Genomic DNA, 14,213 nt, shown 5'->3' with positions numbered 1-14,213 from the left:
CAGCAAAGAACGGTCAGACTAACGCAGGCTTGTGACGCCCGGATATACGAAAAATCCGAGCGTCGCGTACGGTTTAGAAACGTCGTAAATCGAGAGTCATCGGCAGCTCGTCGTTAATTTCCAGAATCGGTATAGGAAGTTTCCCCGGGCTGTGTCCGATGCGGAAGAAACGCGCCATCCGCCGACTCTCGGCCTCATTGGCGTTCACCGGCAGGCTGTCGTAATTGCGCCCGCCCGGATGGGCGACGTGGTACTGACAGCCGCCCAGCGAGCGCTGCATCCAGGTGTCGAGCAGGTCGAACACCAGCGGCGCATGCACCGGGATCGTCGGTTGCAGGCAGTTGGCCGGTTGCCAGGCACGGAATCTCACGCCGGCGACAAACTCGCCCACCCGACCGGTCGGCTGCAAAGGCACTGGAACGCCATTGCAGGTCAGCAAATAACGCTGCGGCGGCAACCCGGTGAGCTTGACCTGCAGGCGCTCGAGTGACGAATCCACATACCGCACGGTGCCACCGACCGCGCCCTCTTCGCCCAGCACATGCCACGGCTCAAGCGCCTGACGCACTTCCAGCTCAATGCCGCTGACGGCGTAATCGCCGACCTTGGGAAAGCGGAATTCCAGATGTGCCGCGAACCACTCGGCCCGCACCGGATAACCGGCGGCATTGAGATCAACGATAACGTCGGCGAAATCCTGCTCGATAAAGTGCGGCAGCAGAAACCGGTCATGCAATTCCGTACCCCAGCGCGCCAGTTTCGGCGGCGCATACGGCTCACGCCAGAAACGCGCGACCAGCGCTCGCAGCAACAACTGCTGAGCCAGGCTCATGCGTGCGTGGGGTGGCATTTCAAAGGCGCGCAACTCGAGCAGGCCTAGGCGCCCGGTCGCACCGTCCGGAGAGTAGAGCTTGTCGATGCAGAACTCGGCGCGGTGGGTGTTACCGGTGACGTCGATCAGCAGGTTGCGCAACAGCCGGTCCACCAGCCACGGCGCGCATTCCTCGCCCGGCTCGGGCATTTGCGCGAAGGCGATTTCCAGTTCGTACAGCGCATCGTTGCGCGCTTCGTCGACACGCGGCGCCTGGGACGTCGGGCCAATGAACAGTCCGGAAAACAGGTAGGACAGCGACGGGTGGTTATGCCAGTAACTGATCAGGCTGCGTAGCAAATCCGGGCGACGCAGAAACGGTGAGTCAGCCGGGGTCGCGCCACCCAGTACGAAATGGTTACCGCCGCCGGTGCCCGTGTGCCGACCGTCGATCATGAATTTCTCGGTGGTCAGGCGGGTCTGGCGCGCTTCTTCGTAAAGGAATTCGGTGCGCTCGACCAGCTCATCCCAGGTGGCGGACGGCTGCACGTTGACCTCGATCACGCCCGGGTCCGGGGTGATGCGAAAGTTGCTCAGGCGTGGATCGCTGGGCGGCTCATAGCCTTCCAGCAACACCGGGCAATGCAGCTCCTGCGCCGTGGCCTCGATCGCGGTAACCAGCTCCAGATAATCCTCGACCCGCTCCAGCGGCGGCATGAACAGGTACAAACGCCCTTCCCGCGCCTCGGCGCAGAACGCAGTGCGGGTCAGCCAGTCGGCGGACTCGTCGACCTTGAGCTCGCGCTCGACCGCTTCGGCTGCTGCGCCGGGGCTGTTCAACTGCTGGGTGTCGGGCAGCGTCGGGAAATCCTGGTTCGGATCGTTGGGGAAAATAAACGGATATTCGGCGGCCTTCACCCAGGGCTGGGAGCCGAGAGGCAAGCGATACCCCAGCGGCGAGTCGCCCGGCACCAGGCGGCAATGCTCGTCGCGCAGGTACCAGCGACCGCTCTGCCACTGATCGCCCTTGGCGGTGCGCGCCAGTGGCAGCACCTGACCGATGACTTTATCCAGGCCCTGACTGAAGACTTTGCGCAGACGCGCACGCTCCAGCGGCTCTTCCAGGCGCGAGTCTTCGGCGCTGACGTTTTGCGGCAATGTGCCTTCGCGCCAGAGGTAATAGAAATTGTCCTCGTAGGCTGGAAACACAAAGCGCGTGGGAATTTTCAAACGCTCGGCGACACTTGCCAGAAAGCGCCCGGCCAGCTCGCCATCGGCGCCGTAGTCCTCCTGCTCATCGGCGATCAGCGCGCTGTTGTGCCAGATCGGCACACCGTCGCGACGCCAGTAGCAGTTGAGCGACCAGCGCGGCAGTTGCTCGCCGGGGTACCACTTGCCCTGACCGAAATGCACCAGCCCCTTGGGCGCGTAATGGGCGCGCATGCGCTGGAACAACTCGGCGGACAATCGACGCTTGTCCGGCCCGAGTGCGGCGGTGTTCCATTCGGCACCATCGGGATCGTCGATGGAGACGAAGGTCGGTTCGCCGCCCATGGTCAGGCGTACGTCGCCTTCCAGCAGGTCGGCATCGATCTGCCGACCCAAGGCCTGGATCGCCAGCCACTGTTCTTCGCTGTAGGGCTTTGTGACTCGCGGCGCTTCCCAGATCCGCTCCACGGACATTTCGTGGGTGAATTCGCACTCGCACGGCTCCACCAGGCCACTGATCGGTGCCGCAGAGCCCGGATCGGGACTGCACGCCAACGGAATGTGCCCTTCACCGGCAAACAGCCCTGAGGTCGCGTCCAGGCCGATCCAGCCGGCACCGGGCAAATAGACTTCGCACCAGGCGTGCAGATCGGTGAAATCCACTTCAGTGCCCGACGGGCCGTCGAGGCTTTTGACGTCGGCGGTCAGTTGAATCAGGTAGCCGGAGACGAAACGCGCCGCCAGACCGAGGTTGCGCAGCAATTGCACCAGCAGCCACGCCGAGTCGCGGCAGGAACCGGAGGCCTGTTCGAGCGTGTGCTCGGGCGTTTGCACGCCGGGTTCCATGCGGATCAGGTAACCGATGTCTTCGCTCAGGCGCTGGTTGAGCGCGACGAGGAAATCCACGCTCGGCAGCGGCGTGCGATCAATGCCGTCCAGGTAAGCCTTGAACGCCGGCGTCAGCGGCAGGGTTTCCAGGTACGGCGCCAGTTCCTTGCGCTCGTCCGCGGCGTAGGCGAACGGGATTTTTTCCGCGTAGGGCTCGAGGAAGAAGTCGAACGGATTGAACACCGCCATCTCCGCCAGCAGATCGACTTCGATCCGCAGCTCCTCGGTTTTCTCCGGGAACACCAGACGCGCCAGGTAATTGCCCTGGGGGTCCTGTTGCCAGTTGATGAAATGCTGCTCGGGGGAAACTTTCAGCGCATAGGACAGAATCCGCGTGCGGCTGTGGGCAGCCGGACGCAGGCGAACGATCTGCGGGCCGAGTTCGACAGCGCGGTCGTAGCGGTAATGCGTGACGTGGTGCAATGCGACATGAATCGACACGGCGTGCCTCCTGCGAGCCTAAAGCGTTATCGAAAGCGCGCAAGACTTATGCCATCCAGTGGCGCTGGCGCTTTCGCAGATTTGCTTAGGCAGTACAGCACCAAAATCGGGCGATGCGGGAAATTGGTTTGGGGGCGTTGCACGCAAATGTGGCGACCAGTGGGCTGTCAGCTCAAATTGGCTGCGGCTGTAGTGGCCTCATCGCGAGCAGGCTCGCTCCCACAATGATCTCTGTCGTTCACAAATTCTGCATCCAAAGAAAAACCTGTGGGAGCGAGCCTGCTCGCGATGAGGCCTGTAGCTACAACCCATTATCTGACTCTGAAAACGCCCGCTTGGTTGCCGCACACAAAAACGCCAACCCGAAGGTTGGCGTTCTGTTAACAGCGCTCAGCGTTTAGCGCGGTACAACCGGCTTGCGCGCAGGCTTCGGCCCTTTGCCTTTGGCTGCATCCTTGCGCTCCTTAGCGGCTTGCTGGTTGCGGGCGAATGCTGCCGCCTTGGCCTGTTCACGCTTGTCCCACGGATTGCCGCCATCGCTGGCGCGCGGTGGCAGGCCGGTGTGCTGGGTCAGGATCTTGGTGGTCTTCTCGCCTGCGACTTTGTGGCTGCCGGCTGGCGTCGAGTTCTTGCGACGGGCGCTCTGGTAGCTGTCGGTCGCCGGCTGATGCAGCGGGATCAGCTGGTTCTTGCCCGGCCCGATCAGGTCGGCGCGGCCCATGCGGGTCAGCGCTTCGCGCAGCATCGGCCAGCCTTTCGGATCGTGATAACGCAAGAACGCCTTGTGCAGACGACGCTGCTCTTCGCTCTTGACGATGGTCACGGCGTCGCTCTTGTAGGTGACCTTGCGCAGCGGGTTCTTGCCCGAGTGGTACATCGCGGTGGCGGTGGCCATCGGCGACGGGTAGAACGCCTGCACCTGGTCGGCGCGGAAGCCGTTGCCCTTGAGCCACAAGGCCAGGTTCATCATGTCTTCGTCGGTGGTGCCCGGGTGAGCGGCGATGAAGTACGGAATCAGGTACTGCTCTTTGCCCGCTTCCTTCGAATACTTCTCGAACATGCGCTTGAACTTGTCATAGCTGCCGATGCCCGGTTTCATCATCTGGTTGAGCGGACCTTCCTCGGTGTGTTCCGGGGCGATCTTCAGGTAGCCACCGACGTGGTGAGTCACCAGTTCCTTGACGTATTCCGGCGACTCGACCGCGAGGTCGTAGCGCAGGCCGGAAGCGATCAGGATTTTCTTCACACCCGGCAACGCACGGGCGCTGCGATACAGCTGGATCAGCGACGAGTGGTCGGTGTTCAGGTTCGGGCAGATGCCCGGGAACACGCACGACGGCTTGCGGCACGCGGATTCGATTTCCGGGCTCTTGCAGGCGATGCGGTACATGTTCGCGGTCGGGCCGCCGAGGTCGGAGATGACGCCGGTAAAACCTGGCACCTTGTCGCGGATCTCTTCGATTTCGCGAATGATCGACTCTTCGGAACGGTTCTGGATGATCCGGCCTTCGTGCTCGGTGATCGAGCAGAACGTGCAGCCACCGAAGCAGCCGCGCATGATGTTCACCGAGAAACGGATCATGTCGTAGGCCGGGATTTTTTCCTTGCCGTACGCCGGGTGCGGAATGCGCGCATAGGGCATGCCGAACACGTAGTCCATTTCTTCGGTGGTCATCGGAATCGGCGGCGGGTTGAACCAGACATCGACTTCGCCATGCTTCTGCACCAGCGCACGGGCGTTGCCCGGGTTGGTTTCCAGGTGAAGCACGCGGTTGGCGTGGGCATAAAGCACCGCATCGCCACGGACCTTTTCAACCGACGGCAGACGGATCACCGTCTTGTCGCGGGTCATTTTCGGGCTGGCCAGGATCTGCACGACCTTGGCTTCGCTCGGGTCTTCAACCGGACCTTTCTCTTGTTCGATGGCGCAGGCCTGGGTGTCCTGGGTGTTGACGTACGGGTTGATGATCTTGTCGATCTTGCCCGGACGGTCGATGCGCGTGGAATCGACTTCGTACCAGTCTTTCGGCGTATCGCGACGGATGAACGCGGTGCCGCGCACATCAGTGATGTCTTCGATCTTGTGACCGTAGGACAGGCGCTGGGCGACTTCGACGATCGCACGCTCGGCGTTGCCGTAGAGCAGGATGTCGGCGCAGGCGTCGATCAGGATCGAGTTGCGCACTCGGTCCTGCCAGTAATCATAATGGGCGATACGGCGCAGGGAGGCTTCGATGCCGCCGAGCACGATCGGCACGTGATTGTAGGCTTCCTTGCAGCGCTGGCTGTAAACCAGGCTCGCACGGTCCGGACGCTTACCCGCCAGACCGCCTGGGGTGTAGGCGTCGTCGGAGCGGATTTTCTTGTCGGCGGTGTAGCGGTTGATCATCGAGTCCATGTTGCCGGCCGCGACGCCGAAGAACAGGTTCGGCTCGCCAAGCTTCATGAAGTCGTCTTTGGACTGCCAGTTCGGCTGGGCAATGATCCCGACGCGGAAGCCCTGGGACTCCAGCAGCCGGCCGATGATCGCCATGCCGAACGACGGATGGTCAACGTAGGCATCACCGGTGACGATGATGATGTCGCATGAATCCCAGCCAAGCTGATCCATCTCCTCCCTGCTCATCGGCAGGAATGGCGCTGGACCGAAACATTCGGCCCAGTACTTGGGATAGTCAAATAACGGCTTGGCTGTTTGCATGACGATGACCGGTGTTGAGATGAAAAATCGCGGGCGCGGAATATAGCACAAAAAATAACCAATTCCGACGGCTATGGTCGGAAATTGCGGACGATCCATGTGGGAGCGAGCCTGCTCGCGATAGCGGTGTGTCAGTCGACATTGATGTTGTCTGGCACACCGCTATCGCGAGCAGGCTCGCTCCCACAGTTTTTTACTCGTCGTCGAAGTTGTAGCTGCCCGGCGCCAGGTTTTCGAAGCGGGTGTACTTGCCAATGAACGCCAGTCGCGACGTGCCGATCGGACCGTTCCGCTGCTTGCCGATGATGATCTCGGCGATGCCTTTGTGCTCGGTTTCCGGGTGATAAACCTCGTCCCGGTACACGAACATGATGACGTCAGCATCCTGCTCGATCGCTCCGGATTCCCGGAGGTCGGAGTTGATCGGCCGTTTGTTCGGGCGTTGCTCCAGGGAGCGGTTGAGCTGGGACAGCGCCACCACCGGGCAGTTGAATTCCTTGGCCAGGGCCTTCAAGGAACGGGAGATCTCGGAAATCTCGTTGGTCCGGTTGTCACCGCCCGAACCCGGGATCTGCATCAGCTGCAGGTAGTCGATCATGATCAGGGCGACGTCGCCGTGCTCACGCACCAGACGCCGGGTCCGCGCGCGCATTTCCGACGGGCTGATGCCGGCCGTATCGTCGATGAACAGTTTGCGATCGTTGAGCAGGTTGACCGCCGAGGTCAGGCGCGGCCAATCGTCGTCGTCCAGTCGGCCGGCCCGGACCTTGGTCTGGTCGATACGGCCCAGGGAAGACAGCATACGCATGATCAGCGATTCGCCTGGCATCTCGAGCGAGTAAACCAGCACGCACTTGTCGCTGCGCAACACGGCGTTTTCCACCAGGTTCATCGCAAAGGTAGTTTTACCCATCGACGGACGACCGGCGACGATGATCAAGTCCGCGGGCTGCAGGCCGCTGGTCTTCTCGTCGAGGTCGGTGTAACCGGTGGACAGGCCCGTGATGGCGTTGTCGGTGTTGAACAGGGTGTCGATGCGGTCGATGGCCTTGGTCAGCAGGTCGTTCACGCTCACCGGGCCGCCGGTTTTAGGCCGGGCCTCGGCGATCTGGAAGATCTGCCGTTCAGCTTCGTCGAGAATTTCTTCGGCGGTACGGCCTTCGGGGTTGAAGGCGCTGTCGGCAATTTCGGTGGCGATACCGATCAGCTGCCGCAAGGTTGCCCGTGCGCGAACGATCTGGGCATAGGCCTTGATGTTGGCGACGGACGGGGTGTTCTTGGCCAGCTCACCCAGGTAACCCAGACCACCGACTTGCGAGGTCTGACCTTCCTTGTCCAGTTGCTCGGCAAGGGTCACGACGTCGATCGGGGAGTTCTGGTCGGCGAGCTTGGCGATCGCGCGGAAAATCAGGCGGTGGTCATGTCGATAGAAATCGCCGTCAGAGACTTGATCGAGCACGCGTTCCCAGGCGTTGTTGTCCAGCATCAGACCACCGAGCACGGCCTGTTCGGCCTCGATGGAATGCGGCGGCACCTTCAGGGAAGCGGTTTGCAGATCGTATTGCTCAGGAGCGGAGATTTCGTTCATGGCCACTTGGGTTCTTTAGGAAAAGCAGGAGTTGTAAAATCAGGAACTGCAGAAAGACAAAGGGCACGACCTGTAAACAGGATCGTGCCCGATGTTACCGGCAAGCACCCGAGGGTGCCAGCCGACAAGTGCTGCTTAAGCTGCTACCACGACAACGCGTACGGTGGCTTCAACTTCGGCGTGCAGGTGCACGGCTACGTCGAATTCGCCTACGTTGCGGATAGTGCCGTTCGGCAGACGAACTTCGCTCTTCTGCACTTCAACGCCGGAGGCGGTCAGTGCATCAGCGATGTCGTGGGTGCCGATCGAACCGAACAGCTTGCCTTCGTCACCAGCGGTGGCAGTGATAGTCACTTCCAGCTCAGCCAGTTGGGCGGCACGGCTTTCAGCCGAAGTTTTACGGTCTGCTGCGGCTTTTTCCAGCTCAGCGCGACGCTCTTCGAACGCAGCCAGGTTGGCAGCGGTCGCAGCGGTAGCTTTGCCGTAAGGCAGCAGGTAGTTACGACCGTAACCAGCCTTAACGTTCACTTTGTCACCCAGGTTGCCCAGGTTGGTGACTTTTTCCAGAAGGATCAGTTGCATGTGAAAATCCTCTTAACTTTTAACCTTCACCGTTCGCGCTATCGACGTCTTTCGGCGCCGAACGACCGCGAAAATCAATCAGGCTGTCGACGATGGCCAGGACCACCAGCAACGGATAGATCAGCTGCATGAACAGCAACAGCGTGACGTACAACCCCACCAGCCAGAACCTGGCCAGTCGCTTTTGCGCCACCAGCCCGTGAATCAGGGCCAGCCCGGCGAACACCAGCGGTACACTGCACAACGGCGTCAACATGGCCATCTGTGGACCGATGTTCGGTCCCAGCAGCATGAACGCCAGCAGTAACATCGCCAGCCCCAGCGGGAAGCGGATGGCGCGAAACTCGCGACCAAAACCACCCGGGTTGTACAACAACGCCTGCCAGTAGCGCCCGACAATCAGGCTCAGCACACTGACGATTTGCAACAAGGCCGCAATCAGGCCGGTCAGGACCGGTGCAATCAGGGACGCAAAATGCGCTTGCTCGTCTACCGACAACTTCTGGTAGACATCACCGAGTAGCGACGGCATGACCTTGATCAAGGCCTGCGCCAGCATCTCGATTTGGGGAGCAAAAGCTGTCCCCAGCACCACTGCAAACACCACTCCCATCGCTATGCTGACCAGCAGCACGCGGTTCCAGGACTCGCTTGCGCGCAAAACCAACGCAAGGCTCGAAGACCCCAGCAGCACCAGAAGTGCCCGTGGGTCGTCGGAGTAAAGCCACCAGATCAACGCCGGCAGCAGTCCCAGAGCAAGTACGCCAATGGCGTCCTTCAATCCGCGCCGCAGGAGCACGAAGCTTCCCGCGGCAGCACCCAACCAATACAACAACGGCAATGCCGCGCATCCAGCCACTACGAGAGTGGCCTGCATACGGCCGCGCATGATGAACTCAGCTATGGCACGCATGCTTTCAATCCTTTGCTACGTGTCGACTGCCCGGTCTCAGCGGCCGTGGCTGTCGGTGTAGGCCAGCAGGGCCAGGAAGCGGGCGCGCTTGATAGCGGTGGCCAGCTGACGCTGATAACGTGCTTTGGTACCGGTGATGCGGCTTGGAACGATTTTGCCGGTCTCGGATACGTAAGCTTTCAGAGTGTTGAGATCTTTGTAATCGATCTCTTTCACGTCTTCAGCGGTGAAGCGGCAGAATTTACGACGACGGAAGAAACGTGCCATGTAATAGGCTCCTCAAAAGGTCCGTGGATTACTCGTCAGCGTTATCGCTGTTGTCGCTGTCATCACCATCAACGCCTTCGGCGTCGGAGTGCTCAGGACGGTCGCGACGCTCACGGCGCTCACTGCGGTTTTCTTCAGCCTTGAGCATCTCGGATTGGCCGGTAACGGCTTCTTCGCGACGGATGACCAGGTTACGGATCACTGCATCGTTGTAGCGGAAGTTGTCTTCCAGCTCGGCCAGGGCCTTGCCAGTGCACTCAACGTTCAGCATCACGTAGTGAGCCTTGTGAACATTGTTGATTGCGTAGGCCAGTTGACGACGGCCCCAATCTTCCAGACGGTGGATTTTGCCGCCGTCTTCTTCGATCAGCTTGGTGTAACGCTCAACCATGCCGCCGACTTGCTCGCTTTGATCCGGGTGGACCAAAAAGATGATTTCGTAATGACGCATGAATGCTCCTTACGGGTTGTAGCCTGCCGCTCAAAAGCGGTCAGACAAGGAGTGAATGACACTTATGGACTTGCTTGCGATAGACACATGCGTGCCTGCCGTCACAGCAAGGGGCGCAATTGTAGAGAAGGGACAGGAGAGGTGCAAGGCAATTGGTGATTATTTGAACAACCGCCAATCTTCGCCCAACCACAAAACACTGTGGGAGCGGGCCTGCTCGCGAATGGTGTGACATTCAACATTGTTGCTGAATGAGACATTGCATTCGCGAGCAAGCCCGCTCCCACATTTGGATCTGTACGACTCAGGACTTCTTGGCAGTCCCGGCGGCTTTTACGCTGCGCTGGCGCTGCGCTTCGAACAGGCAGACACCGGTGGCCACGGACACGTTGAGACTGCTGACGCTGCCGGCCATCGGCAGGTGCACCAGGTAGTCGCAAAGATCGCGGGTCAGGCGACGCATGCCGCTGCCTTCCGCACCCATGATCAGGATGGTCGGGCCGGTCATGTCGTGCTGATACAAGTTCTGCTCAGCTTCGCCCGCAGTACCGACAACCCACAAGCCGCGCTGCTTGAGCTTTTCAAGCGTACGCGCCAGGTTGGTCACGGCGACCAGCGGAATCACTTCCGCCGCGCCACAGGCGACCTTCCGCACTGTCGGGGTCAGCGTGGCTGACTTGTCCTTCGGCACGATGACCGCCAGCGCACCGGCCGCATCGGCCGAACGCAGGCAAGCGCCAAGGTTGTGCGGATCGGTCACGCCGTCGAGCACCAGCAGCAGCGGTGCACCTTCGGTGCGATCGAGCAGCTCGTCGAGCATGGCTTCGCCCCAGACCTGGCTCGGACTTACGTCCGCGACCACGCCCTGGTGCACGCCTTCAACCCAGGCATCCAGTTCGCGACGCTCGGCATTGCCGACGGCCACGCGGTTTTCGGCCGCGAGTTCGATCAGCGTCTGAACCCGCGGATCACTGCGGCCTTCCGCCAGCCAGATCTGCTTGACGCGTTTCGGGTGGTGACGCAGCAATGCTTCTACCGCGTGCACGCCATAGATCTTTTCCAACTGACTCATGACTTGGCCTTAGGTTTACGCGCCCCGCCGCTTTTGGCTGGGGCCGAGCCCGCTTTCGGCGGACCTTTACGGTGTTTGCTTGGCTTGCTGCCGGGAGCCTTGTCAGGCGCCGACCGCCCGGTCTTTCCCCCAGACGCCGCTTTACCACCGCTTTTCGCTTCAGACAGCAACGCCTGTTTCAGTTCGCGGCTTTTGCGCAGCTCGGCGTTTTTCGCCGCGGCATCGCTCGGGCGATAGGCCTCTACAGCCTTTTCCTTGGCAGGACGACGACCGGTTTTCGCCGGTGCCGGCTCTGCGGCGGTTTTGGCCGCAGGGGCAGCCGTTTCATGCCCGCGCTTCTTGCGGCCAATCGGCGCGCTGATGGTTTTTTCAGCCATCTCGAAGTCGATCTTGCGCTCGTCGAGGTCGACGCGCATCACGCGCACTTCAACGGTGTCGCCCAGGCGGAAACTGCGACCGGTGCGCTCGCCGGCGAGGCGGTGGTGCACAGGATCGAAGTGGTAGTAATCACCCGGCAGCGCGGTGACGTGCACCAGGCCTTCGACGTAGATATCGGTCAGTTCGACGAACAGGCCAAAACCGGTCACGGCGGTGATCACACCCGGGAACGATTCGCCCACGCGGTCTTTCATGAACTCGCACTTGAGCCAGTTCACGACGTCGCGGGTCGCTTCGTCGGCACGGCGCTCGCTCATCGAGCATTGCTCGCCGAGCTGCTCCAGCGCTGCTTCGTCGTACGGATAGATGCGCGCCTTCGGAATGGTCATCGCACCAGCACGACGAACGTGCGGGGTGTCTTGCTTGGAGTGGATAACGCTGCGGATTGCCCGGTGCGTGAGCAAGTCCGGGTAGCGGCGGATCGGCGAGGTGAAGTGGGTATAGGCTTCGTAATTCAGGCCGAAGTGGCCCTGGTTATCAGCGCTGTACACCGCCTGGCTCAACGAACGCAGCATGACGGTCTGGATCAGGTGGAAATCCGGACGGTCCTTGATGCTTGCCAGCAAGGCCTGGTAATCCTTCGGCGACGGACCGTCCTTGCCTTTGTGCAGGGACAGGCCGAGCTCACCGAGGAAGGCGCGCAGCTTTTCCAGGCGCTCCGGCGGCGGACCATTGTGGACGCGATACAGCGCCGGAATTTCGTGCTTTTTCAGGAATTCCGCAGTGGCCACGTTGGCCGCCAGCATGCATTCCTCGATCAGCTTATGCGCGTCGTTACGCACGGTCGGACGGATTTCAGCAATCTTGCGCTCGGTCCCGAAGATGATCCGGGTTTCCTGAGTTTCGAAATCGATCGCGCCACGGACGTGACGAGCACCCAGCAACACTTTGTACAACGCGTAAAGCTGCTTGAGGTGCGGCAATACGTCTTTGTATTCGCCACGAAGCTGACGAGCTTCAGTGACTTTCGGCGTTTCCAGCATCGCGCTGACCTTGTTGTAGGTCAGGCGGGCATGGGAGTGAATGACCGCTTCGTAGAAGCAGTAGTCGGTCATTTCGCCGGATTTGGAGATGGTCATCTCGCAAACCATGGCCAGGCGATCGACTTCCGGGTTCAGCGAGCATAAACCGTTGGACAGCTGCTCAGGCAGCATCGGTATCACGCGCTCCGGGAAGTACACGGAGTTGCCGCGAACCTGGGATTCGTTGTCCAGCGCCGAACCGATCTTCACGTAGCTGGAGACGTCGGCAATCGCCACGTACAACTTCCAGCCGCCGGAGAACAAGCGCAACTTGCCCGGCCGGGCTTCGCAGTAGACGGCGTCATCGAAGTCGCGCGCATCTTCACCGTCGATGGTCACGAACGGCAGATGGCGCAGGTCGATGCGCTTCTCTTTGTCTTTCTCTTCGACTTCAGGCTTGAGCTTAGCGGCTTCTTTCAACACCGCTTCAGGCCAGACGTGCGGGATATCGTACGCGCGCAGGGCGACATCGATTTCCATGCCCGGCGCCATGTAGTTGCCCACGACTTCAACCACATCGCCTTGCGGTTGGAAGCGTGGAGTCGGCCAATGAGTGATCTTCACTTCGACGAACTGACCGATGTTGGCGTTGGCGTTGCGGCCAGGTGTGACCAGCACTTCCTGCTGGATCTTCGGATTGTCCGCCACCACGAAGCCGATACCGCCCTCTTCGAAGTAACGGCCGACGATGGTTTCGTGAGCGCGAGACACCACTTCGACGATCATGCCTTCGCGGCGACCACGACGGTCCAGGCCGGAAACACGGGCCAGGGCACGGTCGCCATCGAACACCAGACGCATCTGCGCCGGGCTCATGAACAGGTCGTCGCTGCCGTCGTCCGGAACCAGGAAGCCAAAGCCGTCACGGTGACCGCTGATGCGGCCAAGGATCAGATCAAGCTTGTCCACCGGCGCATAAGTGCCGCGACGGGTATAGATGAGTTGAGCGTCGCGCTCCATGGCGCGCAGGCGGCGGCGCAGGGCTTCGATCTGGTCTTCTGTGGTCAGACCAAACTCTTCGACCAGCTGCTCGCGGTTAGCAGGCGAACCCCGATCAGCAAGGTGCTGAAGGATCAGTTCGCGGCTAGGAATAGGGTTATCATATTTTTCCGCTTCACGAGCGGCCTCGGGATCGAGGGACTGCCAATCGGCCATTAGAGAGTTTTCACCTTGTCTATATGCGGGTTAGTTTGGCATAGGCGTAATGAAACGGGAAATTTCAGGCTATAAGAGCCCATCTAAAGCCCTTTATCGACACCGCGAAGCTGATTTGAATGCCGCTGGTAATATTTTTCAGGTTTTTTTAGCACCGGGGGTTTACAGTTAAAAAGACGCTCCGTATAGTGCGCGCCATCGACGACGGAGACGTTGCCGATACTGCCCAGATGGTGAAATTGGTAGACACGCCAGCTTCAGGTGCTGGTGACCTTACGGTCGTGGAAGTTCGAGTCTTCTTCTGGGCACCAATTTCGAGCTTGAGATTAGATCAATTTCAAGGCTCATACAAAAACCCGCGAAAGCGGGTTTTTTGCATTCTAAGCATCTGATTTATTAAAACCAAATCAGGGGTTTACAGATCAAATCGCTCTCCGTATAGTGCGCCACATCAACAGCGGCAACGCTGAAGATTATGCCCAGATGGTGAAATTGGTAGACACGCCAGCTTCAGGTGCTGGTGACCTTACGGTCGTGGAAGTTCGAGTCTTCTTCTGGGCACCAATTCAAATTTCAGAGTTCACTCTGGAATTTCACAAAAACCCGCGAAAGCGGGTTTTTGCGTTTCTGGCATCCGAAAAACACCACACACCCTGTAGGAGCGAGCCCGCTCGC

9 protein-coding genes and 2 tRNA genes are annotated in these 14,213 nt (G+C 60.2%); 2 read left to right on the top strand and 9 right to left on the bottom strand.

The window, feature by feature from the left end; genetic code table 11:
- Window positions 1–73: 73 nt before the first annotated feature.
- The 9 genes from ACF6ZU_RS15430 to rnr all read right to left on the bottom strand — a co-directional run bounded on the left by ACF6ZU_RS15430 (window position 74) and on the right by rnr (window position 13,538).
- Window positions 74–3,349: a DUF2126 domain-containing protein gene (locus ACF6ZU_RS15430; RefSeq protein WP_392885030.1), complete on the bottom strand. Its 3,276-nt coding sequence runs from the start codon at window positions 3,347–3,349 to the stop codon at window positions 74–76.
- A 397-nt stretch (window positions 3,350–3,746) separates the two neighbouring features.
- Window positions 3,747–6,050, bottom strand: a complete 2,304-nt coding sequence (locus ACF6ZU_RS15425) for a YgiQ family radical SAM protein (protein ID WP_310266865.1) — start codon at window positions 6,048–6,050, stop codon at window positions 3,747–3,749.
- Window positions 6,051–6,243: 193 nt separating this feature from the next.
- Window positions 6,244–7,638 carry a replicative DNA helicase gene (gene dnaB, locus ACF6ZU_RS15420; protein WP_392885029.1) on the bottom strand — a complete coding sequence of 465 codons (1,395 nt, stop codon included), beginning with the start codon at window positions 7,636–7,638 and terminating at the stop codon, window positions 6,244–6,246.
- A gap of 135 nt (window positions 7,639–7,773) precedes the next feature.
- Complete coding sequence (gene rplI, locus ACF6ZU_RS15415; RefSeq protein WP_150580985.1) at window positions 7,774–8,220, bottom strand: 50S ribosomal protein L9; 447 nt, start codon at window positions 8,218–8,220, stop codon at window positions 7,774–7,776.
- A gap of 19 nt (window positions 8,221–8,239) precedes the next feature.
- Window positions 8,240–9,133, bottom strand: a complete 894-nt coding sequence (locus ACF6ZU_RS15410; protein ID WP_392885028.1) for a hypothetical protein — start codon at window positions 9,131–9,133, stop codon at window positions 8,240–8,242.
- 36 nt (window positions 9,134–9,169) lie between these two features.
- A complete protein-coding gene (gene rpsR, locus ACF6ZU_RS15405; protein ID WP_002551829.1) occupies window positions 9,170–9,400 on the bottom strand; it encodes a 30S ribosomal protein S18 in 231 nt (76 codons plus the stop codon).
- A gap of 28 nt (window positions 9,401–9,428) precedes the next feature.
- Window positions 9,429–9,851, bottom strand: a complete 423-nt coding sequence (gene rpsF, locus ACF6ZU_RS15400; RefSeq protein WP_008035342.1) for a 30S ribosomal protein S6 — start codon at window positions 9,849–9,851, stop codon at window positions 9,429–9,431.
- Window positions 9,852–10,155: 304 nt separating this feature from the next.
- Window positions 10,156–10,923 (bottom strand): 23S rRNA (guanosine(2251)-2'-O)-methyltransferase RlmB, encoded by a 768-nt coding sequence (rlmB, locus tag ACF6ZU_RS15395; RefSeq protein WP_392885002.1) that lies wholly within the window; start codon window positions 10,921–10,923, stop codon window positions 10,156–10,158.
- Complete coding sequence (rnr, locus tag ACF6ZU_RS15390) at window positions 10,920–13,538, bottom strand: ribonuclease R (protein ID WP_392885001.1); 2,619 nt, start codon at window positions 13,536–13,538, stop codon at window positions 10,920–10,922. Before rnr ends, rlmB begins: the two co-directional genes overlap by 4 nt.
- A gap of 224 nt (window positions 13,539–13,762) precedes the next feature.
- Here rnr and ACF6ZU_RS15385 point away from each other — a divergent pair.
- Together ACF6ZU_RS15385 and ACF6ZU_RS15380 are read left to right on the top strand one after the other, a co-directional pair.
- Window positions 13,763–13,849, top strand: a tRNA-Leu gene (locus tag ACF6ZU_RS15385).
- A gap of 166 nt (window positions 13,850–14,015) precedes the next feature.
- Window positions 14,016–14,102: transfer RNA gene (locus tag ACF6ZU_RS15380), tRNA-Leu, on the top strand.
- Window positions 14,103–14,213: the final 111 nt, after the last annotated feature.

Source organism: Pseudomonas migulae (assembly GCF_043225285.1).
In the GTDB taxonomy this organism is placed as follows: Bacteria; Pseudomonadota; Gammaproteobacteria; order Pseudomonadales; family Pseudomonadaceae; genus Aquipseudomonas; species Aquipseudomonas migulae_C.
Note: the sequence above shows the minus strand (reverse complement) of the source record. Positions and strands in the feature narration are given on the sequence as shown.